Annotated in this window: 30 protein-coding genes; 13 read left to right on the top strand and 17 right to left on the bottom strand. The window is 62.6% G+C overall.

What is annotated here, in order from left to right; all coding sequences use genetic code 11:
- Nucleotides 1-268: 268 nt before the first annotated feature.
- The 3 genes from leuC to trmD form a co-directional block, all read right to left on the bottom strand.
- Nucleotides 269-1,681: a 3-isopropylmalate dehydratase large subunit gene (gene leuC / locus ACTIFE_RS04975; RefSeq protein ID WP_439528060.1), complete on the bottom strand. Its 1,413-nt coding sequence runs from the start codon at nt 1,679-1,681 to the stop codon at nt 269-271.
- A 247-nt stretch (nt 1,682-1,928) separates the two neighbouring features.
- A complete protein-coding gene (gene rplS, locus ACTIFE_RS04970; RefSeq protein ID WP_439528059.1) occupies nt 1,929-2,411 on the bottom strand; it encodes a 50S ribosomal protein L19 in 483 nt (160 codons plus the stop codon).
- A 251-nt stretch (nt 2,412-2,662) separates the two neighbouring features.
- Nucleotides 2,663-3,442, bottom strand: coding sequence for a tRNA (guanosine(37)-N1)-methyltransferase TrmD (gene trmD / locus ACTIFE_RS04965; protein ID WP_439528058.1), 780 nt, complete (start codon nt 3,440-3,442; stop codon nt 2,663-2,665).
- 211 nt (nt 3,443-3,653) lie between these two features.
- Here trmD and ACTIFE_RS04960 point away from each other — a divergent pair, with 211 nt between their 5' ends.
- A complete protein-coding gene (locus ACTIFE_RS04960) occupies nt 3,654-4,172 on the top strand; it encodes a VanZ family protein (protein WP_439528057.1) in 519 nt (172 codons plus the stop codon).
- Here ACTIFE_RS04960 and rimM read toward each other — a convergent pair.
- From rimM to ffh, 4 genes are read right to left on the bottom strand one after another with little or no spacing between them, the layout of a single operon-like run.
- Nucleotides 4,118-4,675 (bottom strand): ribosome maturation factor RimM, encoded by a 558-nt coding sequence (gene rimM / locus ACTIFE_RS04955; RefSeq protein ID WP_439528056.1) that lies wholly within the window; start codon nt 4,673-4,675, stop codon nt 4,118-4,120. The genes ACTIFE_RS04960 and rimM overlap by 55 nt on opposite strands.
- Before the next feature lie 60 nt (nt 4,676-4,735).
- Nucleotides 4,736-5,107 (bottom strand): 30S ribosomal protein S16, encoded by a 372-nt coding sequence (rpsP, locus tag ACTIFE_RS04950; protein ID WP_439528055.1) that lies wholly within the window; start codon nt 5,105-5,107, stop codon nt 4,736-4,738.
- Nucleotides 5,108-5,126: 19 nt separating this feature from the next.
- A complete protein-coding gene (locus ACTIFE_RS04945) occupies nt 5,127-5,411 on the bottom strand; it encodes a chorismate mutase (protein ID WP_439528183.1) in 285 nt (94 codons plus the stop codon).
- Nucleotides 5,412-5,464: 53 nt separating this feature from the next.
- Nucleotides 5,465-7,021, bottom strand: coding sequence for a signal recognition particle protein (gene ffh, locus ACTIFE_RS04940; protein WP_439528054.1), 1,557 nt, complete (start codon nt 7,019-7,021; stop codon nt 5,465-5,467).
- 396 nt (nt 7,022-7,417) lie between these two features.
- Here ffh and ACTIFE_RS04935 point away from each other — a divergent pair, with 396 nt between their 5' ends.
- Together ACTIFE_RS04935 and ACTIFE_RS04930 are read left to right on the top strand one after the other, a co-directional pair.
- Complete coding sequence (locus ACTIFE_RS04935) at nt 7,418-7,801, top strand: VOC family protein (RefSeq protein ID WP_439528053.1); 384 nt, start codon at nt 7,418-7,420, stop codon at nt 7,799-7,801.
- A gap of 175 nt (nt 7,802-7,976) precedes the next feature.
- Entirely contained in the window at nt 7,977-9,419 is a 1,443-nt protein-coding gene (locus ACTIFE_RS04930) for a TrkH family potassium uptake protein (RefSeq protein ID WP_439528052.1), read from the top strand.
- Nucleotides 9,420-9,467: 48 nt separating this feature from the next.
- On the opposite strand, the gene ureG is transcribed toward ACTIFE_RS04930, so the two are convergent.
- From ureG to ACTIFE_RS04885, 9 genes are all read right to left on the bottom strand, one after another.
- Entirely contained in the window at nt 9,468-10,085 is a 618-nt protein-coding gene (gene ureG, locus ACTIFE_RS04925) for an urease accessory protein UreG (RefSeq protein WP_439528051.1), read from the bottom strand.
- Entirely contained in the window at nt 10,082-10,795 is a 714-nt protein-coding gene (locus ACTIFE_RS04920; protein WP_439528050.1) for an urease accessory protein UreF, read from the bottom strand. Before ACTIFE_RS04920 ends, ureG begins: the two co-directional genes overlap by 4 nt.
- Before the next feature lie 38 nt (nt 10,796-10,833).
- Nucleotides 10,834-11,412, bottom strand: coding sequence for an urease accessory protein UreE (locus tag ACTIFE_RS04915; protein ID WP_439528049.1), 579 nt, complete (start codon nt 11,410-11,412; stop codon nt 10,834-10,836).
- Nucleotides 11,409-12,011, bottom strand: coding sequence for a glutathione S-transferase family protein (locus ACTIFE_RS04910; RefSeq protein ID WP_439528048.1), 603 nt, complete (start codon nt 12,009-12,011; stop codon nt 11,409-11,411). The genes ACTIFE_RS04915 and ACTIFE_RS04910 overlap by 4 nt, the downstream gene beginning before the upstream one ends.
- 52 nt (nt 12,012-12,063) lie before the next feature.
- Nucleotides 12,064-13,776: an urease subunit alpha gene (ureC, locus tag ACTIFE_RS04905; protein ID WP_439528047.1), complete on the bottom strand. Its 1,713-nt coding sequence runs from the start codon at nt 13,774-13,776 to the stop codon at nt 12,064-12,066.
- Nucleotides 13,777-13,850: 74 nt separating this feature from the next.
- On the bottom strand, nt 13,851-14,156 hold the full coding sequence (locus ACTIFE_RS04900) for an urease subunit beta (protein WP_439528046.1): 306 nt from the start codon (nt 14,154-14,156) through the stop codon (nt 13,851-13,853).
- Nucleotides 14,153-14,365 (bottom strand): LPXTG cell wall anchor domain-containing protein, encoded by a 213-nt coding sequence (locus ACTIFE_RS04895; protein ID WP_439528045.1) that lies wholly within the window; start codon nt 14,363-14,365, stop codon nt 14,153-14,155. Before ACTIFE_RS04895 ends, ACTIFE_RS04900 begins: the two co-directional genes overlap by 4 nt.
- A 317-nt stretch (nt 14,366-14,682) precedes the next feature.
- Complete coding sequence (locus ACTIFE_RS04890; RefSeq protein WP_439528044.1) at nt 14,683-14,985, bottom strand: urease subunit gamma; 303 nt, start codon at nt 14,983-14,985, stop codon at nt 14,683-14,685.
- A gap of 29 nt (nt 14,986-15,014) precedes the next feature.
- A complete protein-coding gene (locus ACTIFE_RS04885) occupies nt 15,015-15,824 on the bottom strand; it encodes an urease accessory protein UreD (RefSeq protein WP_439528043.1) in 810 nt (269 codons plus the stop codon).
- A 420-nt stretch (nt 15,825-16,244) separates the two neighbouring features.
- Here ACTIFE_RS04885 and ACTIFE_RS04880 point away from each other — a divergent pair, with 420 nt between their 5' ends.
- Both ACTIFE_RS04880 and ACTIFE_RS04875 read left to right on the top strand, forming a co-directional pair.
- A complete protein-coding gene (locus tag ACTIFE_RS04880; RefSeq protein ID WP_439528042.1) occupies nt 16,245-17,630 on the top strand; it encodes a D-alanyl-D-alanine carboxypeptidase family protein in 1,386 nt (461 codons plus the stop codon).
- A gap of 30 nt (nt 17,631-17,660) precedes the next feature.
- A complete protein-coding gene (locus ACTIFE_RS04875; protein ID WP_439528041.1) occupies nt 17,661-18,911 on the top strand; it encodes a CobW family GTP-binding protein in 1,251 nt (416 codons plus the stop codon).
- Between the two features lie 3 nt (nt 18,912-18,914).
- Here the strand turns inward: ACTIFE_RS04875 and tesB are convergent, their stop codons facing one another.
- A complete protein-coding gene (gene tesB, locus ACTIFE_RS04870; RefSeq protein WP_439528040.1) occupies nt 18,915-19,778 on the bottom strand; it encodes an acyl-CoA thioesterase II in 864 nt (287 codons plus the stop codon).
- A 191-nt stretch (nt 19,779-19,969) separates the two neighbouring features.
- On the opposite strand from tesB, the gene ACTIFE_RS04865 reads away from it, so the two are divergent.
- The 8 genes from ACTIFE_RS04865 (at nt 19,970) to ACTIFE_RS04830 (ending at nt 26,786) form a co-directional block, all read left to right on the top strand.
- The gene (locus ACTIFE_RS04865) at nt 19,970-21,208 is read left to right on the top strand and encodes a ubiquinone biosynthesis hydroxylase (protein WP_439528039.1); all 1,239 of its coding nucleotides are present in this window, start codon (nt 19,970-19,972) and stop codon (nt 21,206-21,208) included.
- A gap of 23 nt (nt 21,209-21,231) precedes the next feature.
- Nucleotides 21,232-22,107 (top strand): SDR family oxidoreductase, encoded by an 876-nt coding sequence (locus tag ACTIFE_RS04860; RefSeq protein ID WP_439528038.1) that lies wholly within the window; start codon nt 21,232-21,234, stop codon nt 22,105-22,107.
- Between the two features lie 86 nt (nt 22,108-22,193).
- On the top strand, nt 22,194-22,391 hold the full coding sequence (locus ACTIFE_RS04855; protein WP_439528037.1) for a twin transmembrane helix small protein: 198 nt from the start codon (nt 22,194-22,196) through the stop codon (nt 22,389-22,391).
- Between the two features lie 31 nt (nt 22,392-22,422).
- Complete coding sequence (locus tag ACTIFE_RS04850) at nt 22,423-22,998, top strand: cob(I)yrinic acid a,c-diamide adenosyltransferase (RefSeq protein WP_439528036.1); 576 nt, start codon at nt 22,423-22,425, stop codon at nt 22,996-22,998.
- A 33-nt stretch (nt 22,999-23,031) separates the two neighbouring features.
- Nucleotides 23,032-23,721 (top strand): rhomboid family intramembrane serine protease, encoded by a 690-nt coding sequence (locus ACTIFE_RS04845; protein WP_439528035.1) that lies wholly within the window; start codon nt 23,032-23,034, stop codon nt 23,719-23,721.
- A gap of 231 nt (nt 23,722-23,952) precedes the next feature.
- Nucleotides 23,953-24,702, top strand: coding sequence for an electron transfer flavoprotein subunit beta/FixA family protein (locus ACTIFE_RS04840; RefSeq protein WP_439528034.1), 750 nt, complete (start codon nt 23,953-23,955; stop codon nt 24,700-24,702).
- Between the two features lie 27 nt (nt 24,703-24,729).
- Nucleotides 24,730-25,668 (top strand): electron transfer flavoprotein subunit alpha/FixB family protein, encoded by a 939-nt coding sequence (locus ACTIFE_RS04835; protein WP_439528033.1) that lies wholly within the window; start codon nt 24,730-24,732, stop codon nt 25,666-25,668.
- A 236-nt stretch (nt 25,669-25,904) separates the two neighbouring features.
- The gene (locus ACTIFE_RS04830; RefSeq protein WP_106754499.1) at nt 25,905-26,786 is read left to right on the top strand and encodes a 3-hydroxybutyryl-CoA dehydrogenase; all 882 of its coding nucleotides are present in this window, start codon (nt 25,905-25,907) and stop codon (nt 26,784-26,786) included.

Here is a 26,786-nt window from a genome sequence, read left to right as displayed (position 1 = left end):
CATGAGGCGGCAGGTAGGGGAGGGGCCGTCCCGTAGCGGAAAACAAGATGTCATATCTTTGAATTCAATGATTAATCCGCGTTGCCGGCGCAGGGATTGTTGAAACTCGAAGCCGCCTTTTTCCCCCATTTGTCTGTAGCAGCTGGCGGCCGATGGCGGCGCTGTGCCGCAAGGTGTTCGCCTGCTTCGTCGGAGAAGCGCGGCCTCAAACAGAAAACCCCCGGATTTACCGGGGGTCTGCCGCAGAACCTGCATTCGTTGCCGCGAATCAGGCCATCTGCCATTCGCGGATGTCGACGAAATGGCCTGCGATGGCTGCGGCTGCGGCCATGGCCGGAGAGACCAGGTGCGTGCGGCCCTTGAAACCCTGGCGGCCTTCGAAGTTGCGATTCGAGGTCGAGGCGCAACGCTCGCCCGGCTGCAGCTTGTCGGCGTTCATCGCCAGGCACATGGAGCAGCCCGGCTCCCGCCATTCGAAGCCTGCCGCCTTGAAGATCTTGTCGAGGCCTTCGGCTTCCGCCTGTTCCTTCACGAGGCCGGATCCTGGCACGACCATGGCCTTGATGCCGTCCTTGACTTTGCCAGTGCCGATGGCAACGGCGGCCGCGCGCAGGTCCTCGATGCGGCCGTTGGTGCAGGAACCGATGAACACCACGTCGACCGGAATGTCGGTGATCTTTGTGCCCGGCGTCAGGCCCATGTATTCCAGCGCGCGCCACTTGGACTTGCGGGTGTTCTCGTCGGCGATCTCGTCCGGGTTCGGCACGACGCCTGTGACCGAGACAACGTCTTCCGGGGAAGAGCCCCAGGTGACGATGGGCGGCAGATTGGCGGCATCGAGATTCACCACCTTGTCGAAATGGGTACCTTCGTCGGTGTGCAGTGTCTTCCAGTAGGCAATCGCCCGCTCCAGGGCCTCGCCCTTGGGTGCTTTCGGCCGGCCCTTGATATAGGCGAAGGTGGTTTCGTCCGGCGCGATCAGGCCAGCGCGGGCGCCGCCTTCGATCGACATGTTGCAGACCGTCATGCGGCCTTCCATGGACAGCGAGCGGATGGCCTCGCCGGCATATTCCATGACGTAACCGGTGCCGCCGGCGGTACCGATCTCGCCGATGACAGCCAGGATGATGTCCTTGGCGGTCACGCCGGCCGGGATCTTGCCATCCACCTGGATCAGCATGTTTTTGGCCTTCTTTTGGATCAGCGTCTGGGTGGCCAGAACATGTTCCACTTCAGACGTGCCAATGCCATGCGCCAGCGCGCCGAATGCGCCGTGGGTCGAGGTGTGGCTGTCACCGCAGACAATGGTCATGCCCGGCAGGGTAAAGCCCTGCTCCGGCCCGACGATATGCACCACGCCCTGGCGGTGATCCAGCTCGCTGTAATACTCGACGCCAAACTCGGCGGCATTGTCCGCAAGGGTCTGCACCTGCAGCGCGGATTCCGGATCGTCGATGCCCTGGCTGCGATCGGTGGTCGGCACGTTGTGGTCGACGACGGCGAGGGTCTTTTCCGGCTGGCGCACCTTGCGCCCCGTCATGCGCAGGCCTTCGAAGGCCTGCGGGCTGGTCACTTCATGCACCAGGTGGCGGTCAATGTAGAGCAGGCCCGTGCCGTCTTCCTGCATGTCGACGACGTGATCATCCCAGATCTTGTCGTAAAGGGTCCGCGCTTTCGTCATGGCTTGTCTCCTGAAACCTGGCCGGGTCACGCTTGTACCGCCGATGCGGCCGGTGCCCTCGTTCATGCCGCCGGCCGGCAATTTGCCGGCTCGGGTGTTGTCCGATTCAATGCCTTGAAGCAGGGCCAAGGGTCAAGCGCGTTCGGTGCCGCGAACTCTTGAGCTTTGTTCAAGTGAGCCGATCTTGTCGGCAAAAAAGAAAGGCGGCCCGATGGACCGCCTTTCAAGATCGGAATTGAACCGGAGATTATTCGGCGGTGCCGGCAGCAGCAGCGGCAGCAGCTTCCGCGGCTGCAACCTTGGCAGCAGCAGCGCTTGCCTTGGCAGAAGCGGCTTCAGCGCGCACTTCTTCGTTGAGGCGCTTGGCGCGGGCATTGGTTGCCTCGACGATACGGGCCGACTTGCCGCGACGGTCGCGCAGGTAATACAGCTTGGCGCGGCGGACCTTGCCGCGGCGGACCACTTCGACGCCCTCGATCAGCGGAGAGCAGGTCGGGAACACGCGCTCGACGCCTTCGCCATAGGAGATCTTGCGAACGGTGAAGCTCTCGTTGATGCCGCCGCCCGAACGGGCAATGCAAACGCCTTCATAGGCCTGGGTACGGGTCCGCGTGCCTTCGACGACCTTGACGTTCACCTTGACGGTGTCGCCCGGCGAGAATTCCGGCAGCTTGCGGACGGCTTCAACCTTCGCCTGTTCTTCGGCGTTGATCTGTTCGATGATGTTCATGGCAGTTTTTCCTTGTCAGTTGTGCGGTCAGAGCGTCCCGGCGCATCCCTTTTCAGGGCGTGCATCGGGGCGGGTGCACCGTCTTGGCCATGGCCTTGGATCAGGGCCTGCCAGTTCGAAGCACAGTCATCCTTGAACAGGCGACGCTTCGGAACCGGCACTTCTTCGGGTCTGTCCGCGCGTGCAAAAGCACGCCACCGGGCGAAATCCGTTGAACGCGAGCGGGGACATACCCCATCTTCACCGGAATGTCATGCAGAATCTGGCGTGTTTGCAGGCTTTGCCTCGGGCAAGTCCTTCGTTTTTGACCGTATCCGCCTGGCGGGCTTTGGCGGGTGCGTCGCCTCATAGACCGCCCAAAGGTCCGGTCGGCGTGCGGCCGTCAGTGCCATGGCCTCGCTCAGCCGCCATTCCGCGATCTTCTTGTGATTGCCGGTGGTCAGGATCTCGGGGATGCCGCACCCCTCGAACACGGCCGGGCGCGTATAATGCGGGTGCTCCAGCAGGCCGGTCTCGAAGCTCTCGGTTTCCCCGCTCTCCTGGTTGCCCATGACGCCCGGTAACAGCCGGATCACCGCGTCGAGCAATGTGATTGCCGCGATTTCGCCGCCGGAGAGAATGTAGTCGCCAATGGAGACTTCCTCGAGCGACCGCGCCTCGATGACGCGCTGGTCGACGCCCTCGAAGCGGCCGCACACAATGATAACACCCGGGCCGGCTGCCAGTTGCCGCACCCGTTCTTGCGTCAGTGGTTTGCCGCGTGGACTCATCAGCAAACGCGGCCGTGTGTCCTCTGGCAAGGTGGCGGCATCGATGGCGGCAGCGAGTATGTCGGCGCGCAGCACCATTCCAGCCCCGCCGCCCGCCGGCGTATCGTCGACGGATCTGTGCCGGTCCGTGGCATGGTCGCGGATCTGCCGGGCATCCAGCGACCATTTTCCATCGTTGAAGGCACGACCGGACAGGCTTTGTCCGAGCGGTCCGGGAAACATGTCGGGATAAAGCGTCAGGATTGTCGCAGCAAAAGTCATGGAGTTGGTTCCGGCCTTCTCGTCGATCCATAGGCGACACGCTGCAAAAAGGAAAGTCGCGCCGAGATCGGTAAAATTTGACGGATCAGGATTCAGATCTCTTAACTATATGAGATCAAATGTGAATTTTTAGGATAGCTGGTGCTTTGACCTAACCCCGGCTTAACTTCACCGGGTGATGCTGATGGCAAATCTAAGGAGATGCCGTCCCGTGCCGTCCATCCGTTTTCACCTGCCCGCCTTTGTTCGTCGCCATGTTGATGCGCATTACATCGACATTTCGCTCAGTCGCGTGCTGCCGCTGGCTGCGTTGATTGTGTTTGGGCTGGCTGTAGGAGTGGTGTTCAACCACGGCCTGTCGCATCCTTTCGACAAGGTGCTGCATGTGGCTTTCTACGGCCTCTTGACCTTGTCGATCCACGCCTTCTTCTGCTGCCGGTTGCGCATTTCAGCACTTGTTGCCTTCGGCTTCGGCATCGGCGGAGAAATCCTCCAGGCGTTCATTCCGGGCCGCGATGCGTCGCTGCTGGATGCGGCAGCGAATGGAATTGGGGTTGCGCTGGTGGTCTTTGGCATTGCCTTGTGGCGGTCTGAGCAGCGCCGGCTTGCTGCGGAAGCTGAGAGCCGTGAACAGCTGATGGCCAGAATTGGTCCGGTTCTCAACCGCGTCCAGGTTCAGCGGGCCTTGGCATCGTCCCTGCCGTCATCGCGCGGCGTTTCAGACAGGTAATCGGGCGGCAGCACGCAGATGACGCGGTTGCCGGCCATGTCCACCGTCGGGACAAACTCCCTGGTAAACGGGATGTAGTAGGATTTGCCGCTCGGCGGCCGGATCTCGATCAGATCGCCAGCCCCGAAGTTCTGCACGGTGACAACACGTCCCAGCAGGGTTCCGGCCTCATCTTCGGCCGTCAGTCCGATCAGGTCGGTATGGTAGAATTCATCCTCTTCCGGCTCCGGGAACCGGTCGCGCGGGATGTAGAGTTCAAGCCCGTTCAGCGCCTCTGCGGCGTTGCGGTCGTTGATCCCCTTGAACTTCGTGACGACAACCGTCTTCTGCACCCTGGCATTGACCACCGTGAAGTGGCGGGATCCGTCTTCTGTTTCCAGTGCGCCATAGTCAGTGAAGGATAGCGGGTCATCGCCATAGGGCTTGACCCGTACCTCGCCGCGGATGCCGTGGGCGGCTCCCACCACAGCCATCAGGATCTTGTCCGTCGGAGCGTTGATCATGCCTGCGCTCCGACTGCTTGCGTCCTGATGCCGATCTGGAAAGCCGCCCGCGTCACGGGATTATTCCGCGCCAGCTGCAGCAGCAGCGGCTGCTTCTTCGGCCTTCTTCTTGGCAGCAGCGGCCTTTTCGGCGGCCTTCTTGCCCATTTCGGCCTTCTTCGGGTTGTTGCGGGCTTCGCGGGTCACGAGACCGGCATCGTTCAGGAAGCGCAGGACGCGGTCGGTCGGGGTCGCGCCATTGGCGAGCCAGTACTTGACGCGCTCGACGTCGAGAACGACGCGGGTTGCGGATTCCTTGGCCTGCATCGGGTCATAGGAACCGACCTTTTCGATGAAGCGGCCGTCGCGCGGGGCGCGGACGTCGGTCACGACGATGCGGTAGAACGGACGCTTCTTGGCGCCGCCACGGGCGAGACGGATCTTGGTAGCCATTTCAGTTTCTCCAGTTGTTTCAGTTGCCGGTCTTTGCGGCAATGGCTTCATGGTGCCGGATCACTTCCTTGACGATGAACGCCAGGAACTTCTCGGCAAAGTCAGGATCAAGATTTGCGTCGACGGCCAGCCGGCGCAGTCGCTCGATCTGAATCTGTTCGCGCGCCGGGTCGGCCGGCGGCAGGTCGTGGGTCGCTTTCAGGTGTCCCACTTTCTGGGTGCACTTGAACCGCTCGGCCAGCATATGGATGAGCGCGGCGTCGATGTTGTCGATGGACGCGCGCAGGGCCCGCAGTTCCACCATCGCGGCGCTGTCACTCAGCTGGGCATCGGCACCGGTCTTCAGGGCGTCGGTCATCACTTCTTGCCCTTTCCGAAGCCGGGCAAGCCGCCGAGCCCGCCGAGGCCGGGCAATTTGGGACCGCCAAGACCTGGGAACCCGCCAGGAAGCCCGCCCATTCCGCCGGAAAGCCCTTTGGCAAGTTCGGCAGCGCCGGGAAGTTGGCCGCTCTTGGCCAGCTGCTCCAGCTGCTTGGGATCGATGTTCGGCATGCCGCCGCCCATTCCACCCATGCCGCCGCCGAGCATGCCCATCATCTTGCCCATCATGCCCTTGTTCTTGCCCATCATTTTCATGACGTCGGCCATCTGGCGGTGCATCTTGAGCAGCTTGTTGACTTCGGAGACGTCAACGCCGGAACCGGAGGCAATCCGTTTCTTGCGGCTTGCCTTCAGGAGGTCCGGCTTGCGCCGTTCGGTCGGCGTCATCGACTGGATGATGGCGACCTGGCGCTTGAACATGCGCTCGTCGAGATTGGCCGCGTCCAGCTGCTTCTTCATCTTGCCGATGCCGGGCAGCATGCTCATCATGCCGGACATGCCACCGAGCTTTTCCATCTGCTTGAGCTGGTCGGCCAGGTCTTCCAGGTCGAAGGTGCCCTTCTGCAGCTTGGCTGCCATCTTCGCCGCCTTTTCGGCGTCAATGGCTTCGGCGGCCTTTTCGACCAGGCTGACGATGTCGCCCATGCCGAGAATGCGGTCCGCGATGCGGCGCGGATGGAAGTCTTCGAGCGCGTCGGATTTTTCACCGGTGCCGATCAGCTTGACCGGCTTGCCGGTGACCGCGCGCATCGACAGGGCCGCACCGCCGCGACCGTCACCGTCCATGCGGGTCAGCGCGATGCCGGTGATGCCGACGCGCTCGTCGAAGCTCTTCGCCAGATTGACGGCATCCTGACCGGTCAGCGAATCGGCAACCAGCAGGATTTCATGCGGATTGGTTGCCGCCTTCACCTCTGCCATTTCCAGCATCAGCGCTTCGTCGATGTGGATCCGGCCGGCGGTGTCGAGCATGACCACGTCGTAGCCGCCGAGGCGAGCCGCCATAATGGCGCGCTTGGCGATGTCCACCGGACCCTGGCCTGCGACGATCGGCAATGTGTCGACGCTGTTCTGCTCGCCAAGGACCTTCAGCTGTTCCTGTGCTGCCGGACGGCGCGTGTCGAGCGAGGCCATCAGCACCTTGCGCTTGTCGCGCAAAGTCAGGCGCCGGGCGATCTTGGCCGTGGTCGTCGTCTTGCCGGAACCCTGCAGGCCGACCATCATGATGGCGACAGGCGCGGGGGCATTCAGGTCGATTGGCTCGGCCTCGGCGCCGAGCATGTCCACGAGCTGGTCGTGGACGATCTTGATAACCATCTGGCCCGGGGTGATCGACTTGACCACCTCGGCGCCGACTGCTCGGTTGCGAACCTTGTCGGTGAAGGAGCGGACCACAGGAAGGGCGACGTCGGCTTCGATCAGCGCGCGGCGCACTTCGCGCATCGCCTCGTTGACGTCGGCCTCGGACAGCGCGCCACGGCCGGTGAGCTTGTCGAGAATGCCGCTGAGGCGTTCGGACAGACTTTCAAACATGCGCGGGTCCTTCCGGGTTGCGTCCTGACATCCGGCCTCATGGCCGGTGCCCCTTCATCTGGGGTGGCGCAGCTCCGGGAACCAGCCGCCTTGCTGCGCGAAAGCCGCGCGCAAAGCAGTTTCGCACCCGAGGGCGCAACGCGCTGTCGGGTGTTGACCTCCGGGCGCTCTTTATACCTGTGCGGGTCCCGGTCGGCTGATCAGATCTGTCGTCACTTTCGTGAAGTAGCCGGGACATACATCAGGATCGCTACCAGAGTCAAGGAATGGGCTGGTTTGCCCCGGATCGACGTCCGGATCTGCATCTGTTGGCGCAGTGCATCGAGAAGTTTGTTCTTTTTTTGTTCTCGGTTTCGCGCTAGCGTGCTGCTGGTGTTTTTTGGCAGGAGAATGATCATGGACCTATATGTGACACTGGGCGCGCGGGATGTTGAGACCGCACATGCCTTCTACGACGCGGTGCTGGCGACAATCGGTTGGTCGGCCCATGCGAATTTTCCAGGGTGGCGGGGATATTCCGCTGGCGGGCTCGGCAAGGGGTCCACAGTCTGGATTTGCCAGCCCTACAATGGCGAGCCAGCAAGCGCCGGGAACGGCACGATGGTCGCTTTTCCGGCAGCAACGCCGGCTGAGGTTGATGCTTTCTATGCAGCGGCTTTGGCGCGCGGGGCAATGGATGAAGGTCCGGCCGGCCCGCGCCCGGACTACACCCCGACCTGGTATTCCGCGTATATGCGCGATCTGAGCGGCAACAAGATCGCCGTCGTCTACAACGGCTGATCCCAGGACGGACCCGATCGGCGGGTGCTCTGCGTCAGCCTGAGGCTTGCAATCGGCAGCGGAACGGGGAACATGCGCGAAAGGCATCGTGCGCGCCGTTCTGCGCCATGCCGTTGCGAAGCTTCAGACTGGACGAGCCGGCAAACATGCCCGGCGCGCCAGTGAAAGAGACCCGATGAACTTTCGTGCCGTCATCCTGCCGATTGGCCGTCTTCTGATCATTATCGCCCTGTTCATGCTGCTTCCTGCCGGTGCTGATCTGATTGCAGGCCACAATGACTGGGCTGTCTTCGCAGTAACGGCGCTGATCCTGGGGGCAATCGGGGCGCTGATCTCGGCGGCTCTGGAGGGGCAACAGTTCCAGTTCCGCCCCAAGGAAACGTTTCTCTTCGTCAATGCAGCCTGGCTGGTGTTCAGCCTGGCCGGGGCTATTCCCTTCTACCTGAGCGAAATAGGACTGAGTTTTTCCGAGGCGTTCTTTGAGAGCGTGTCCGGGATCACCACCACTGGCTCCACGGTCATCACCGGGCTCGATACCCAGCCCCCGGGAATTCTGCTGTGGCGGTCGCTGCTGCAGTGGATTGGCGGTATCGGGATCGTCGTCATTGGCATCTGGCTGTTGCCGGGCCTGCGCATCGGTGGCTCGCAGCTCTTCGCCATCGAATCCTCCGAGAAGATGAGCAAGCCCTATGGCCGGGTCGAGCCTTTCGTGGCGCGGTTGCTGATGTTGTATCTGACGCTCAGCGTGTTTTGCGCTCTTGCCTATTATCTCGCCGGCATGACCGCCTTTGATGCTATCAATCACATGATGACGACGGTCGCAACAGGTGGGTTTTCAACGTCTGACAGTTCATTGGGCAAGTATCCGACAAATACAATCCTTTGGATCGCGACTGTATTCATGCTTTTGTCGTCTCTTCCCTTTCTCTATCTTATCCGACTGGCAGAGTGGCGAGATAATCCCCACAGGGGGCAGGTTCGATTTTATCTGGCCCTGATTGCAGTGATCAGCTTTGCCCTGTTCCTCGCAATCAACAGCCGCATCGAAGGCGATCCCTTCCGGCTCCTGACCCTGGCCACGTTCAACGTCGTCTCGGTGATCACCACGACCGGTTATGCTGCGGGTGATTATCTGCTCTGGGGCAATTTCGTCATTGCCGTGTTCTTCTTCACCACCTTCATCGGCGGTTGTTCCGGGTCGACGTCCGGCGGTTTCAAGATCTTCCGGATCCAGATTCTGCTCAGCGCTATCCGCACCATGTTGAAGCGCGCCGTCCACCCAAGCCGGGTGATCGAACCGAGCTATGCCGGAACGCCCGTGTCGCCAGGCGTCCTTGAAGGTGTCCTCGTGTTCTCGGTGCTCTACACCGCCACCTTCGCCGGCTTTGCCTTTCTCTACATGATGCTCGGCCTGGACATCGAAACGGCTCTGAGTGCCTCGATCACGGCGCAGGCCAATGTTGGTCCGGGCATCGGCCCGATCATCGGTCCAGCCGGCAACTTTGCTCCCCTGTCCGATACAGTCACCCTGCTGCTCGCTTTCCAGATGATCCTCGGCCGGTTGGAACTGATCGGCGGTCTGCTGGTCTTCAGTCCGTATTTCTGGTCCCAGAATTGATCCAGGACAGGCGGGTCAGGTCGGAACTGCTCAGGCAAGGCCATGGCTTCAGTGTCCGAGTCCACCCTTCTGGACAATGAATTCCGCAATTTCGGTCACACCCTGGCCGGCCTTTGTGTTGGCGAAGAGATACGGCCGGTCCTTGCGCATGCGCTTGGCGTCCCGGTCCATGACCGAGAGGTCGACTTCGACATAGGGGGCGAGGTCCGTCTTGTTGATCACCAGCAGGTCGGAGCGCGTGATGCCGGGGCCGCCTTTGCGCGGGATCTCCTCGCCGGCCGCAACGTCAATGACGTAAATCGTCAGGTCCGCCAGTTCTGGTGAGAACGTGGCGGCTAGATTGTCTCCACCCGATTCAATCAGGATCAGATCCAGATCCGGAAATGCTCGGGTCAGGTCATGCACGGCCGCGAGATTGATCGAGGCGTCCTCGCGGATCGCCGTGTGCGGGCAGCCGCCGGTCTCGACGCCTCGGATGCGTTCGCTCGGCAGCGCCTGTGAGCGCATCAGCGCCTCCGCATCCTCGCTGGTGTAGATGTCGTTGGTGATGACAGCGAGGGAAAAGCGGTCCCGCAGCGCCTTGCAGAGCCGGTCGGTGAGCGTGGTCTTGCCGGCGCCCACCGGGCCGCCGATGCCGACGCGAAGGGGTCCGTTCGGGGATGTCATGAGCGGAAGAGCCTCGTGTACTGGGTTTCATGGAGCATCGATGCAATGTCAGTGGATAGTCCCGCGCTGCCGATGTCGGACAAGTGCGCCTTGTCGGCTTTGCGGCAGACTTCGGTGATCACGCCTTCCAGACGGTGCAGCACGCGCTGCCCGTCAGTCTGTCCAAGTGGCACGGCGCGAATGGCGGCAGAAATCAGCGAGGCCGCAAACGCCTGCAGAAAGGCGGTCAGCGTCGGACCGCAGGGGATATTCCAGGCGGCGGCTGTCAGCCCCACAGCAACCGGATAGGGCCAGGCCGGCAGCAGGCCCTGCTGCGGCACCAGAGCAGCAAACACCTGTCCTGCGGGCGTTTCCGCCGAGGGAAGCCATGCCTTTCGGCATGTATCCAGGAAGGCCGTGCCCTGTGCGCTGGTTTCCAGATGCCGCTCCTTTGACGGGGCAAGCGCCAGTCCGAGTGCGGCGGTTTCGCGAACGCCATCCGGGTTGCCCTGCCGTGCTGCGGTGTGTGCAACCGACAGAAGGATGGCGTCTGCCTGACCCGAGCCGAAGCGCAGCAGAGCGGCAAGACAGTCTTCCAGACTGGCGGCGTCGCGGATGTCGCCGTCCTCGATGACACGCTCCAGACCGTGGCTGTAGGTAAAGGCACCAACCGGAAATGCCGGGGAAAGCAGCGCAAACAACCGGTAGAGCCCGGCGCAGGTGACGGGCACCGGCGATGTTTCACATGAATCAGGGGGCACGTGGCCGTTCAATGGTCGTGCCCGCCATTGCCATGGGAATGCCCATGGTGATGGTGCCCGTGGTCATGGGTGTGATCATGCCCGTGGTTGTGAAGGCGGGTGTCTTGATGAAGGTGACTGTGACCATGGTCATGCCCCTGTGTCCGGCCGTGGCCATAGGCACCGCCTTCAGGATCGAACGGCGCCGATCTGAAGGTCAGTGTTCCGCCGAGCAGTTCCGCCATCGCCTCGATCACATGGTCCCGGCGAATGCGCAGCGCATCTCCAAGCAGTTGGGTGGGCAGGTGGCGGTTGCCAAGATGCCAGGCGATACGCAGCAGGCCGGCCGGGGAGGGGGCTGTGATGTCGACAACGTCTTCCGGGGCCGCCTGAACCTTGATCATCCGGCCATCATCCAGCTGCAGCCCGTCGCCATGGCGCAGCCAGGTCGCATCGGGCAGATCCAGCAGGAACTCCGTGCCGCCATCGCTGGTCAGCAGGGCCCGACGCCGGTGCCTGTCCTCGCCGTCCAGCGTGATGGTATCGAGGCACCAGTCCGGCCAGGTTCCAACCGGGCGCACCAACCCGGCGCGAAGTGACTTTGTCATTGCAGCGCCTCCGCCACGCGCTTGCCCATGGCGACATAGGCCGGGCGTTCGCGCAGCCGTTTGAAGTAGTCGTACAGCGGCCCGTCCTTCGGTACGGGAAACTTCGACATCGCCGCCCAGCCGCCGCAATGGCCAAGGATCAGGTCCGGGACGGTGAATGTATCACCCATGACATAGGCGTTGTTCCCCAGCCGCTTAGCCAGTGTGTCGAGGGCCTTGGCAAACTCTTTCTTGCAGATTTCCTGCATCGGCGGGGCTGCGTTCTCATAGAACATGCCCTGCTTGGCAGCGGTCCAGAGCGCGCCCTCGACCTCGTCGACACAGAACTGGGTGAAGCTGTCCTGGATCGCACGGTTGACGGTTCCGGCTGCGAAGGTGCAGCCGTCATGCTTGTCCGCCAGATACTGGACGATGGCGACGCTGTCAGTCAGGGCTGCGTCACCGTCAATCAGGACAGGGATCTTGCCGCCCGGATTGAGGGCAAGGACCTCAGGGCTGTGCGGCTTGGCCAGCACGATCTCATAGGGCTGGCCGAGTTCCTCCAGCATCCAGTAGATGCGTGCGGCGCGGCTGCGCGGATTGCCGATGACCTTGTACATGTTTCCCCGTTCTTTCCCGTGACACGCTGGCTGCGGCTGTTTCCAGCGCACCCTAGAACAGGAAATAGCGCTGGGCCATGGGCAGCACATCTGCTGGCTCGCAGGTCAGCAGTTCCCCGTTCGCCCGTACCTCATACGTCTCCGGGTGAACCTCGATCACCGGCAAGGCATCGTTGTGGATCATCGAGCGCTTGGAAATGCCTGAGCGTGTGTTCTTCACCGGCAGCACCAGACTGTCCAGTTCCAGCCGGTCCTTGATGTTCTGCTCATGTGCCGCCCTGGAGACGAAGGTCACGCGGCTGGCGGTCATTGCCTTTCCGAAAGCACCGAACATGGGACGGTAATGCACCGGCTGCGGCGTCGGGATCGAGGCATTGGGATCGCCCATCGGCGCTGCGGCAATGGTGCCAAGTTTCAGGATCATGTCCGGTTTCACGCCGAAGAAGGCGGGTGACCAGAGCACCAGATCCGCCAGCTTGCCCACCTCGACGGAACCGATGTGCTCGTCCAGACCATGGGCGATCGCCGGATTGATCGTCACCTTGGCGATGTAGCGCTTCACGCGCATGTTGTCATTGTTGCCGGTTTCCTCTGGCAGACGGCCGCGCTGCACCCGCATCTTGTGCGCCGTCTGGAAGGTGCGGATGATCACCTCGCCGACGCGGCCCATGGCCTGGCTGTCGGATGCGATGATCGACATCGCGCCCATGTCGTGCAGGATATCCTCTGCTGCGATGGTTTCGCGGCGGATGCGGCTCTCGGCGAAGGCCACATCCTCGGGAATCGACGGATCGAGGTGGTGGCAGACCATCAGCATGTCGAGATGCTCGTCGATGGTGTTCTTCGTGTAGGGCCGGGTCGGATTGGTGGAGGACGGGATAACATTCGCCTCGCCGCACACCTTGATGATATCGGGGGCGTGGCCGCCGCCCGCGCCTTCCGTGTGGAAGGCATGGATCGTCCGTCCCTTGAAGGCGGCCTTTGTGTCCTCTACGAAGCCGCTCTCGTTCAGTGTGTCGGTGTGGATCATCACCTGTACGTCATAGGCATCGGCAACACTCAGGCAGGTGTCGATTGCTGCGGGTGTCGTGCCCCAGTCTTCATGCAGTTTCAGCGCGCAGGCTCCGGCCAGGATCTGTTCCTCGAGCGCGGCCGGCAGGGAGGCATTGCCCTTGCCGGCAAATCCAAGGTTCATCGGAAAGCTGTCGGCCGATTGCAACATTCGTGTCATGTGCCACGGGCCGGGGGTGCAGGTCGTGGCGTTGGTGCCTGTTGCCGGTCCCGTGCCTCCACCCAGCATGGTGGTGACGCCCGACATCAGCGCCTCGTCGATCTGCTGCGGGCAGATGTAGTGGATATGCACATCCAGCGCGCCGGCCGTCAGGATGCGCCCTTCGCCGGCGATCACTTCCGTGCCCGGGCCGACGATAATGCTCACGCCCGGCTGCACGTCCGGATTGCCCGCCTTGCCAATGCCGGCGATACGTCCGTCCTTGAGGCCGACATCGGCTTTCACGATGCCCCAGTGATCGATGATCAGCACATTGGTGATCACGGTATCAACGGCGCCGGCGGAGCGCGGATGCTGCGACTGGCCCATGCCGTCGCGGATGACCTTACCGCCGCCGAACTTCACCTCCTCACCATAAAGGGTGAAATCCTTCTCCACCTCGATGATCAGGTCGGTGTCGGCAAGACGCAGCCGGTCGCCGGTGGTGGGACCGAACATGTCGGCATAGGCAGCGCGGGACATCTTGAACGGCATGGTTTTCCTCGCGTGTCGCGGTGTCGGACGGTTGGGATCAGGTCAGGGTATTGATCAAGTCAATCGGCTCAGGGTCACAAAGCCCCCATGACTTTCTGGTTGAAGCCGTAGACGGTGCGGTCGCCGCGATAGGGCACCAGATGCACACGTTTCGTCTGGCCTGGCTCGAAGCGCACCGCCGTTCCGGCCGGTATGTCCAGCCGCAGTCCGTGCGCCGCAGCCCTGTCAAAGCTCAGGCCGGCGTTGGTTTCAGCAAAGTGGTAGTGACTGCCGACCTGGATTGGCCGGTCGCCCGTGTTGGCAACGTCCAGTTCGACAACGGGTTGGCCGGCATTGAGTTCGATCTCGCCCTCGGCGGGGAACAGCTCTCCAGGGATCATTTCTTCATCTCCTTGCGGCGGCGGATGAACCCGATCACTCCGCCGATAACTAGACCGGCAATGCCGATCAGGATGACTGTCGGGGTGAACAGGGTTTGCGTGGTCTCTGTTCCCTGGGCGATGGCCGGGACCGGGATGAGGGTGGCAAGGGCGAGGCTGCTGACAGGGCTTGGCCCAGCCGCTAAGCGGCGCCGCTTGGTGACTTGCACTGAGGCGCCGTGCTCCCCTCCCCCTCGTGGGGAGGGGATGGGGGTGGGGGGCAACGGACTAAAACGACGAGGAAACCGACATTTTTGACCATAGGCTCCCAAGGTATTTGGTGATCCGACTGGGTTCCGGGCGGCCCCCCACCCCTTACCCTGCCTGGGTCGAGCCACGGGTCTCGCCCCGCCTTCGGCCCCCACAAGGGGGCGGGGGGCTGAAACGCCCGGACCCACCTGAGGGGCGCCGGTTTTGGCGGCTGCTAACCATGCGGCTGGCATGTCATGTGTCTCAAGGCTCAGCATTCGTTTCATGAATTGACCCCTTATCGGATCGGCTGATGCACGGTGACGAGCTTGGTGCCATCGGGGAAAGTCGCCTCCACCTGCACGTCATGGATCATCTCGGCAATGCCGGGCATCACCTGATCGCGCGTCAGCACATGGGCGCCTGCTTCCATCAAGTCGGCAACGGTTCGGCCATCGCGCGCGCCTTCGACAACGAAATCGCTGATCAACGCGATCGCTTCCGGGTGGTTCAGTTTCACGCCGCGTTCCAGCCGCCGGCGCGCCACCATCGCAGCCATGGAAATCAGCAGCTTGTCCTTTTCGCGCGGGGTCAGGTTCACCGGCGTTCTCCGTCAATGTTGGTCGTGGATCAGCAATGCCAGACACGGGGCAGGGACGCGCCGCGATAGGCTTCAAGAAATGTGATGAGACTGTCACGCAGCGCCCGGCTGCCCGGGCTCAGGAACCGGGCGACGAGTTGGCCGTTCCAGGCACTGACACCGGCACGCACGGGAAGCGCTGCGACCAGATCACGAGCCTGGACAAGCCGGCCCTCGGCCTGCGGTCCGCAATCGACAAAGGTCGCGAATGCCCTGGCACCGCGCGCTGTCGCCAGATGATCTAGCATCGCCATGTCCGGCCCAAACCGGACCGTGTCGGCATAGACAAGACGCCCGTCGCGGCGGATGCGCCAGGCGTCGCGAAAGCTACAGGTGGTGACTGTCTCGCCCATGGCCTCCCGTCCGAGCACAACCATCTCCAGTCCGATGAACCGGGCTGAGCCTGAAAGATCCACGGTCAGGCTGCGGTCGAGGTGGGAATGCTCGAACAGCATGGTTTCTTGGGGCAACCATTCGACCGTCGCACTGTCGCCGGCCATAACCGCATTGTGGACTTCTCCGGCGCCGGATTGGCTGCGATAGGCGCGCTCCGCTGCCTGGGTGGTGATGACAGCATGGCAGCCGCTTGTGAGCGTTGCGGCAAAGCTGAGCCGGTCACCGCCGGTAATGCCCCCGGCTGTGTTCAACAGCACGGCCACCGGCACCCCATCATAGACCTTGGGCAACCGGATCTTGGCCGAACCGGATTGTGCGAGCCGGGCAAGGGTTGTGACGTCCGCCCCGTCTGGCGTTCTGGTGTGAGAAAACACGACGCTGGCCCGACCTTCGGCGCGTTGCATGCGCAAGACTCGGGAAATGGCCCTCCCTGGCGCTGCTTCTGCCGTTGCTGCCTCAGCCGCGCTCATCATGGTAGGCCTGTCTCCCCGTCATTCCTGCAGTGATCATGATGACCTGTTGTCCGCGCTTGCAAGGGGGCAATGGCGCTTGTTGCTCTTGTCAGGGTGCTTAGCAAGGCGCGGGCCACTCCCTCAAAACCGGCAAAAGACGGCGGCAAGACCCGCAACGGGTTGTCGATCAGGTGCCGGATTTGGCGGCGATTGCCCATTCTTGAGGCAGGGGCGGTCGCCCCTGCAAAGGCGTCCCGCCGGTTTTTCCCGATGATGGCCGCTTAGACTTTGCAATCCTTAACCACTATCGTTTATTGAAATTCGGGGTGTGGCTTTCGGGCCTGTGGGGCATTCTTTCACGACGAGGGCATCGTGCTCGGTGGATTTTACAAGGCGCGTGCGCTGGGCTTGGCGGCGCTGGCCGGCCTCAGCGTCCTATCTGCAACCCTGACGCCGGCTCGGGCGGATATCGGTCCGTATCTGGTGATCGATGCGGCCACGGGCGCCGTGCTGGAAGAGCACGAGGCAACCCGGCAATGGTATCCGGCCTCGCTCACCAAAATGATGACGGCCTATGTCACATTGCGTGCAATCCGTGACGGTCGGCTTTCGCTGCAATCTCCGGTCATCCAATCCGCCAATTCGCTTGCCCAGCCTCCCAGCAAGATGGGCTTCAAGGTCGGCACACAGCTTTCGCTTGAGACAGCGCTGAGGATCCTGATGGTCAAGTCGGCCAATGACATTGCTGTCGCGGTGGCTGAAACCGTTGGCGGTACCGAAGCCAATTTCATCGCCATGATGAATGCCGAAGCCCGCCGCATGGGGATGCGCGACACCAATTTCGTCAACCCGCATGGCCTGCCGGACAACCGGCAGATTTCCTCCGCCGCCGATCTCGCTCTTCTGGCGATGGCCTTGAAGCGCGATTTTCCGGAGGCGCATTCCTTCTACCGTCACCCGGGCCTCAAGTTCGGCAAGCAGACCCTGCGTTCGGCCAATCGTGAGTTTCTGCAGCGCGTGCCCGGGGCTGACGGCCTCAAGACCGGCTACATCTGCAACTCCGGTTACAATGTCGCTGCATCCGCCACACGCAACGGCCGCACGGTGATCGCCATCGTCCTAGGTGCTGGATCCGGTCTCGAGCGCACGGCGTTCTCGCGCCAGGTCATAGATCGTGGCTTCCGCACGCGCGGTTCCAGCACAACGGTCACCATGTTGCCACGGGCCGGCACGCCGCCTCCGGCTGATGGTTATTGCAAGCGCAATCGCAAGCCGGGTCCGGACGAGATCCTTGCCCGCTTTGATATGGCCAGCCCGCAGAAGTCCCGTTCAGCCGTCATGGCTCTCAGCAACCTCGACGACAGCAAGCCGATCATGCCTGGCATGCCGCAGCAGAGCGGCAGTGAACCGGGGGAAGACGGTGAAGATGTGCCGGCCAGCAAGGGGAAGGGCAAGGTCGACTGGGCCATGATTCTTGATCGCACCGTTGGTGTCGAACAGATTGCCTACGCCCCTGCGACCGTGTCCGTCGGTGTTGCGAAGGGTCAGGCACCGGCAGCACCAGTTGCTCCGAATGCGCCTGCAGCGCCCGCCTTGGCCGAAGTTGCAGGCTCGGCCCGGCCTGCTGTGCGCCTGCCGGTTTCCAAGCCGCTGGACCTGCGGCCCTCGAGCCTTGTTCCCGGTGCTGTTGCCGAGCCGGCTCCCGGTGCCATATTCAGGGCCTTGAACCCCCCGGTCAAACCTGCGCCCAGGCCGTAGCACCGGGCTGCCCGCCTGAAGGATAAGCTCATGTCCGCCGAACCGACCGCCGCCGCGCAGCCGCGCGGACCGAAGCCACCCATTCCGCTGTCGATCATCACCGGCTTTCTCGGATCCGGCAAGACAACGCTGCTCAACCGGATCCTCAAGGATCCGGTGATGGCGGACACGGCCGTCATCATCAACGAGTTTGGCGACATCGGCCTTGACCACCTGCTGGTCGACCGGTCCGATGATGGCGTGATGGAGCTGTCCTCCGGCTGCCTGTGCTGCACCATTCGCGGCGATCTGATCAACACGCTGGAAGACCTTTTGCGCCGTCTCGACAATGGCCGGATGGATAAGCTTGCCCGGGTGGTGATCGAGACGACGGGTCTGGCTGATCCCGCGCCGATCCTGCATACGGTGATGCTGCATCCTTATCTGATGCTGCGCTATCGCCTCGACAGCGTCGTGACCCTGGTCGATGCGGTCAACGGCATGTCGACGCTGGACGAGCATGTGGAATCCGTCCGCCAGGCCGCCGTGGCCGACCGCCTTGTCCTGACCAAGACGGATCTTCTGACCGGGCCGGAAGGCCAGGTATCGCTCGCGGCGCTTCGCAGCCGGCTGAAGACGCTCAATCCCGGAGCGCTGCAGTTGGAGGCCGCGCAAGGCGAGGCCGAGGCTGTGCACCTCTTCAATGCCGGGCTGTATGATCCTGCGACAAAGATCCCCGATGTGGCGCGCTGGCTCAATGCTGAGGCCTATGAGCCTAAGCCCGCGACGGGCCACGATCATCATCACGACCATGAACATGACCACGCGCATTGCCATGACGAGAATTGTGGTCATGACCACCATGATCATCACGCTCATGACCATACCCATCACGGCCACCATCATCACGATGTAAACCGCCATGACGACAAGATCCGCGCGTTCACGCTCGCGGCGAGCCGTCCTGTGCCGGCCGCAGCGCTGGAGATGTTCATTGACCTTCTGCGCTCGGCGCATGGGCCGAAGTTGCTGCGCGTCAAGGGCATCATCCAGATCGCCGAGGATCCGGACCGGCCGGTGGTGATCCACGGCGTCCAGCACGTGTTCCACCCGCCGGTGACCCTGCCCGCCTGGCCGGATGCCGATCATCGCTCGCGGCTGGTGTTCATCACCTCCGACCTGCCGGAGGGCTTTGTCCGCCGTCTGTTCGATGCCTTCACCGGGGCGCTGCAGCCGGATACGCCGGATGCCCAGGCGATGATGGACAATCCGCTGGCGATCTCCGGCTTCTCGCCGCGCTGAAGTTCAGCTCCGCTTCAGCCGGATCAGCCCTTCTTGTGCCGTGGTGGCGATGAGCTGGCCGTCGCGGGTGTAGAGTGTGCCCCGATTCATGCCGCGCCCGCCCGAGGAGGACGGGCTGTCGGTGGTGTAGAGCATCCACTCGTCCGCCCGGAACGGCCGGTGGAACCACATCGAGTGGTCAAGGCTGGCCGGCTGGATGTCCGGGCTGAACACCGATTTGCCGTGCGGAAACAGGGATGTGTCCAGCAGGGTCATGTCCGAGGCATAGGCCAGCACGCACTGGTGAATGCGCTGGTCATCCGGCAGCGGGTTTGTCGCGCGCACCCAGACATGCTGCACCGGATCCAGCTTCTTGGAGCTGAAATAATGGGTGAGGTCCACGGGCCTCAGTTCGATCGGCCGCTCCCGCTCCCAGTATTTGCGCACGTTGGGCGGGGCTACCTGCAGCAGCTTTTCCTTCAGGTCCTGCTCGCTTGGCAAATCCTCCGGCATTGGCACATCGGGCATGTCGACCTGGTGTTCAAGCCCGTCTTCCAGCGTCTGGAACGAGGCGGACATGGAGAAGATTGCCTGGCCGTGCTGGATCGCCACCACGCGCCGTGTGGTGAAGCTGCCGCCGTCGCGAATGCGGTCGACGTCATAGATGATTGGAACGGACGGATCGCCGGGTCGCAGGAAATAACCGTGCAGCGAATGGATGTGCCTGTCCTCGGTCACCGTGCGCGAGGCCGCCACCAGCGCCTGGCCGATGACCTGCCCGCCATAGACCCGCTGCCAGCCGACCTGGGGGCTGCGACCTCGGAACAGATTGTGTTCGAGCGGTTCGAGGTCGAGAATGGACAAAAGTGTCTCGATGGCCGTGTTCATCGCCGCAATCCTTGCTACATGATCCTTGGGCTGCAGCAGCCCTTGAGGGGGTGGGGATAACGGTGACCGGCCGGCCACCGTACGTCTTTTTCTGACTTGGACGTGCGCCGGGACTACAAGTCAATGCTGTCCAAAGGGAAGGGGTCGCCCCATATCAGGGTATGGCCTTTCGGGATCTGAAGGAGAATACCATGGGCATGTCCGTTGCGGATGCCGAACGGTTTGATGTTGCCATTGCCGGTGGCGGCTATGTCGGGCTTTCGCTGGCGCTGGCGCTGAAGCAGGCGGATCCTTCGATGGCGGTTGCTGTCATCGATCCCAAGCCCATGGACACGCTTGGCAAGGATCCCCGCGCCTCCGCCATTGCCGCAGCAGCCTGCCGCATGCTGGACCAGCTCGGCATCTGGCAGGACATCAAGGCCAGGGCACAGCCAATCAATGAGATGATCGTCACCGACAGCCGCCTGCGCGATGTCGTCCGTCCGGTCTATCTTACCTTCGCCGGCGACCGCGATGCAGGTGAACCCTTCGCTCACATGGTGCCCAATGGTGTCATGCTGCCGGCTCTGCATGCCGCTGCCGCTGCGCTGGGCGTTGTATTCCATGCGCCCGATACCGCTCGCGATTTCAGCACCGGGCCTGATCAGGTCCTGATTCACACTGCCTCCGGCAAGTCCCTTTCGGCCAGGTTGCTGGTTGCTGCCGATGGCGTGAAGTCGCGGCTTCGGGATCTGGCCGGCATTCGCACAGTGCACTGGGCCTATGGCCAGTCCGGCATCGTCACCACGGTCAAGCACGAGCGCCCGCACAACGGCCGCGCCGAGGAACATTTCCTGCCCGCCGGCCCCCTTGCCATTCTGCCACTGCCCGGCAACCGGTCCTCGCTGGTCTGGACCGAGCGCACCGCCGATGCGGACCGCCTGGTGCGCGGCGATGACTTTACCTTTGAGATCGAGCTGGAACGCCGCTTCGGCCATCACCTCGGCAAACTGGAACTCGACGGTCCACGCCACGCCTATCCGCTGGGGCTGACCCTCGCGCGTGAATACATTCGTCCGCGCTTCGCCCTTGCCGGCGATGCGGCGCACGGCATTCACCCGATTGCCGGCCAGGGGCTCAACATGGGCTTCAAGGATGTGGCGGCGCTGGCGGAGGTGCTGGTGACCGCGCGCCGGCTTGGCCAGGACATCGGCGCGCTCGATGTGCTGGAACGCTACCAGACCTGGCGCCGCTTCGATGCGTTCCAGATGGGAGTGGTGACGGATGTGCTCAACCGGCTGTTCTCGAATGATATCGACATCTTGCGCGGAATCCGCGACTTTGGCCTTGGCCTTGTCGAGCGGATGCCGCGCCTGAAGACAGGCTTCATCCGCGAGGCGGCGGGCTTTGCCGGTCCGGCGCCGAAGCTGTTGAGCGGCGAACCGATCTGACGCTTGGAGAATGATCTGCCTTCATGACGGACCTTGCAGAACCGGGCAGCGGCGCGGCCCGCAGCATTCTCATCACGGGCTGTTCCAGCGGTATTGGGGCCTCTGCTGCCCGGCTTCTGCGTGGCCGCAACTGGCGCGTCTTTCCGACAGCCCGCAAGCCGGAGGATGTTGCCGAGCTGCGGGCGCAAGGGTTCGAGGCCTTCCTGCTCGACTACGAAAACGAAGCGACGATCCCGGCCGCGCTGGGCGAGATTCTCGAACGCAGCGGCGGCCGGCTCGATGCGCTTTTCAACAATGGCGCTTACGCCGTTCCCTGCGCGCTGGAGGACCTGCCGACGGAAGCCCTGCGGCAGCTGTTCGAGGCCAATTTCTTCGGCTGGCATACGCTGACCCGTCAGGTGGTCCCCGTGATGCGGACGCAAGGGGCGGGGCGCATCGTGCAGTGCTCGTCCATTCTCGGTTTCATTGCGGTCAAATACCGGGGCGCCTACACCGCATCGAAATTTGCCCTTGAGGCCTATTCCGACACCCTGCGGCATGAGTTGCACGGCACGGGCATTCATGTGGCGCTGATCGAGCCGGGGCCGATCGATACCGCCTTCACGGCCAATGCGATGGCCAATTTCCATCGCTGGATCGGGCGTGAGGGGCTGGAGGCGTCGGTGCACCGCGCCGCCTATGAAAGGCGGCTGAAGCGGATGGAAAACGGTGAGCCTGGCCGCTTCAAGCTGCCGCCAGAGGCGGTTGTCGAGCAGCTGATCCATGCCCTCGAATCACCCCGGCCAAAGCCGCGCTATCGCACAACGGTTCCGACCAAGGTCATGACCGTGCTCAAGCGCCTGCTGTCGACCCGGGCGCTTGATCGTGTTCTGATCAATGCGGCCGACAAGGAAGAATAATCAATCAGTGAGGTCTGCCGGCGCAGCGCCGGCGTAAGACGACATCCGCTGCCGGGGCTGCGGCGGACGACAGGACGGACATCATCATGGGTAGTATTCTCTACAATCTCGTTCCGATTGCGGTGGGAGCCGTTGCGGTCGTGCTGTTCCTCGGGCTGTGGAACATGTTTCGCGGCGGGTCCGCCAGCAAGTCGCAGCAATTGATGCGCTGGCGCGTTGGCCTGCAGTTTCTTGCCATCGTCATCATCATGGCAACGCTCTATTTCCTCGGGCCGAAGCCCTGAGTGGTAGCATTTGGAAGGGCAGGGGGAAGACATGGTTGTTCTGAACAAGATCTACACCAAGACCGGCGACAACGGCACGACTGCGCTGGGCTCTGGCGAACGCCGTCCGAAATATGACCTGCGCATCGAAGCCTATGGCACCGTCGATGAGACCAACTCGGTCGTCGGGCTCGTGCGTCTAGCCCTTGGCGAATCAGATCCGCAGGTGGATGGCATCCTGTCGCGGATCCAGAACGACTTGTTCGATCTTGGCGCCGATCTGGCGACACCGGATACCGGCCAGGACCTTGGCTATGAGCCGCTGCGCATCACGGATCACCAGGTGACCGCCATCGAGGAGGCCATCGACCTGCTCAATGCCGACCTGACAACCTTGCGCTCCTTCGTGCTGCCGGGCGGTACGCCGGCCGCGACCTATCTGCATCTTGCCCGCACAGTGTCGCGCCGCGCCGAGCGGCTGATGGTCGAACTGGCGGACCGGGAACAGGTCAATCCGGCCGCAACGCGCTACATGAACCGCCTGTCGGACTTCTTCTTCGTCGCATCGCGCTACCTCAATGACAAAGGCGCGCTTGACGTTCTGTGGGTGCCGGGCAAAAACCGTTAGGGCCTTTTCCGGCCCTAGGGAGCTGCGGCGGGTATGTTCATTCCCCTTCACGATCACAACCCTTTGCGGCATGTGCTGCGTCCCTATGTCACATGGGGGCTGATCTTCGCCAATGTGCTTGCCTTTGTCGTTCTGCAGGGCGCGGGACTGGGAGAGGCCGTCGAAGCCGGTGCTTTCTCCTTCGGGTTGATTCCGTCCGTCCTGTTCGACATTCGTGATCTGTCACCGGAGCTGATCGCTGTCCCGGAGCAGGCAACACTCGTGACTTATTCCTTCCTTCATGGCGACATCTGGCATCTGGGCGGAAACATGCTGTTCCTGTGGGTCTTCGGTGACAATGTCGAGGATGCCCTGGGCCATGTGAAATTTCTGCTCTTCTACCTTTTGTCAGCGGCAGCAGGAGGTCTTGCCTATGCGCTCCTGGCACCGAATTCGGACATGCCATTGATTGGCGCTTCCGGGGCTGTTTCTGGCATTGTCGCGGCCTATGTCATGTTGCATCCGCGCGTGCGTGTCTGGGTGCTGGTGCTCGGCCGTATACCCTTGCCGATCCCCGCGCTGTGGGCACTGGGGGCCTGGATCGGGCTGCAGTTCTTCAATCTCGTCACCGATGGCGACAGCCAGGTAGCCTGGTCCGCCCATGTCGGTGGGATTGTTGCGGGTGCCGCTCTGGTGATGGCGTTGCGCCGGCGCGGTGTGCCATTGTTTGACAAAGGGCTCTGAGACGGGCCCGAATGACCTGGCCAAAGGGATGCTGCTGGCTCCTGCAATGCAGCAAATGGCCGATGCAGCTTCCCTTGCGCCATCGTTGACACCTGACCTGCGGGTGATTACCGTCGCCCGCCATACGCAGAGTTTGGCTGAAATGCGCCGTTTTCCGGGACGGATCCTAAGCCGGCTTGAACAGTTGATGCGGTGCGGCAGAAAAGCCGTCCGAGCGGGAGGATAAAACCGATGAAGATCCTTGTGCCCGTGAAGCGGGTGATCGATTACAATGTGAAGGTCCGTGTGAAGCCGGATGGCTCGGGCGTTGACCTTGCCAACGTGAAAATGTCGATGAACCCCTTCGACGAGATTTCCGTCGAGGAGGCGCTGCGTCTCAAGGAAGCCGGCAAGGCGACCGAAGTGGTTGTCGTGTCTGTTGGCCCGGCCCAGGCAACCGAGACCCTGCGCACGGCGCTGGCGATGGGTGCCGACCGCGGCATTCTCGTGAAGACCGATGCGACCACCGAGCCGCTCGCCGTCGCCAAGATCCTCAAGGCGCTGGTCGACGCGGAAGCACCTAGCCTCGTCATCGTTGGCAAGCAGGCCATCGACGACGATTGCAACCAGACCGGCCAGATGCTGGCGGCGCTGCTCGGCTGGGGCCAGGGCACCTTCGCCTCGAAGGTCGATCTTTCCGCTGAAACCGTCGATGTGACCCGCGAAGTCGACGGCGGCTTGCAGACCGTGAAGCTGAAGCTGCCGGCCGTGGTCACCACGGACCTGCGCCTCAACGAGCCGCGCTATGCGTCGCTGCCGAACATCATGAAGGCGAAAAAGAAGCCGATCGACGAAAAGACACCGGAAGAGATGGGCGTCGACATAGCGCCGCGGCTGGCCGTGCTGAAGACCGTCGAACCGGCGTCGCGCCAGGCCGGCGTCAAGGTCGGCTCCGCCGCTGAACTGGTCGCCAAGCTGAAGAACGAGGCCGGCGTCCTCTGAGGGACCCGTCGCAGGAGGAACTGATCCATGACCACCCTTCTCGTGGCCGAACATGCCGGTGGCGCGCTGAATGACGCGACGGCCAAGGCCCTGACTGCTGCTGCCAAGCTTGGCGGCGATGTCCATGTCCTGGTTGCCGGCAGCGGGGCCCGTTCGGCAGCCGCCGAAGCGGCCAAGCTGTCCGGCGTTGCCAAGGTTCTCGTTGCCGAGAGCGATGCCCTGTCGCATCAGCTGGCTGAACCGCTGGCCGACCTGATTGTCTCGCTCGCTGGCGGCTACTCCGCCATCGTTGCCCCGGCAACGGCCAGCGGCAAGAACACCCTGCCGCGCGTTGCAGCCCTCATCGACGTGATGCAGATCTCCGAAGTCACCGCCGTGATCGACGCCGATACGTTCGAGCGTCCGATCTACGCCGGCAACGCCATCCAGACCGTCAAGTCCAGCGATGCCAAGAAGGTTCTCACCGTGCGCACGGCGTCCTTCCAGGCAGCTGCCCAGGGCGGTGCAGCGGCGATCGAAGATGTCATGGTTCCGGCAGACAAGAGCCTGTCGTCCTTCGTTGGCGAAGAGCTGTCGAAGTCCGACCGTCCGGAACTGGCTTCTGCGAAGATCATCATCTCGGGTGGCCGCGCGCTGGGTTCGGCGGAAAAGTTCCAGGAAATCATCCTGCCGGTGGCCGATGCGCTGGGCGCTGCCGTTGGCGCGTCCCGCGCTGCCGTCGATGCGGGCTATGCCCCGAACGACTGGCAGGTCGGTCAGACCGGCAAGGTCGTCGCCCCGCAGCTCTACATCGCCTGCGGCATTTCCGGCGCGATCCAGCATCTGGCCGGCATGAAGGACTCCAAGGTCATCGTGGCGATCAACAAGGACGAAGAAGCCCCGATCTTCCAGGTGGCGGACTATGGCCTCGTCGGTGACCTGTTCGACATCCTGCCGCAGCTCAAGGCAGAGCTGGAAAAAGCCTGATGCAAATGACCCGCGGCGGTTTCCGGCGCGGGTCATTTTGTGTCCTTGATCCTGTGCCGGGCTGCAATGCCACAGCCATGACACATAACTTAACGAAAACTTCAGGGCGGGCCGCTTTTCCGCCGGGAGTTCTTGCCGCGGCGCGCCAGTCTTGTAAAGAATAGCGCGGTTCGAGCGAGGGTCCGTCAACGACCTTGCCCGTGTCACCGTGGCTTGCAACAGAATCGGATTGAACGATGGTGGTCGAGATCAGGAAAATCGGCGTGATCGGATCGGGCCAGATGGGCAGCGGCATCGCCCATGTCTGCGCCCTGGCAGGGTACCAGGTCATTCTCAACGACCTCTCCCGCGACCGGATCGAGTCCGGGCTTGCCTCGATCAATGGCAACCTGGCGCGTCAGGTCGGCAAGGGACAGATTGCCGAGGAAGAACGCTCCGCAGCCCTCGACCGACTGTCGGGCGCGGAAAACCTCGACATGCTCGCCGACGTTGACCTGATCATCGAGTCCGCTACCGAAAACGAACAGGTCAAGCGCAAGATCTTCGCCCAGCTCTGCCCGGTGCTGAAGCCGGAAGCCATGCTGGCGACCAACACCTCCTCAATCTCGATTACGCGCCTTGCCGCAACGACGGACCGGCCGGAGCGCTTCATCGGCATCCACTTCATGAACCCGGTTCCGATCATGGAACTGGTCGAGCTGGTGCGTGGCATTGCCACCGAGGACGAGACTTTCGAAGCGGCCAAGGGCTTTGTCTCGCGCATCGGCAAGACGGTTGCCGTTGCCGAAGACTTCCCGGCCTTCATGGTCAACCGCATCCTGCTGCCGATGATCAACGAAGCCATCTACACGCTCTATGAGGGCGTCGGTTCGGTCGAGGCCATCGACACGGCGATGAAGCTCGGCGCGAACCATCCGATGGGCCCGCTGCAACTGGCTGATTTCATCGGTCTCGACACCTGCCTGTCGATCATGCAGGTGCTCTATGAGGGCCTCGCCGACAGCAAGTACCGTCCGTGCCCGCTGCTGGTGAAATATGTCGAGGCCGGCTGGCTGGGCCGCAAGACCCGCCGTGGCTTCTACGACTATCGCGGCGACACTCCGGTTCCGACCCGCTGA

It is taken from the genome of Pannonibacter sp. (genome assembly GCF_051860505.1).
Lineage (GTDB): Bacteria > Pseudomonadota > Alphaproteobacteria > Rhizobiales > Stappiaceae > Pannonibacter.
This window is presented reverse-complemented; position numbering and strand designations above follow the sequence as displayed.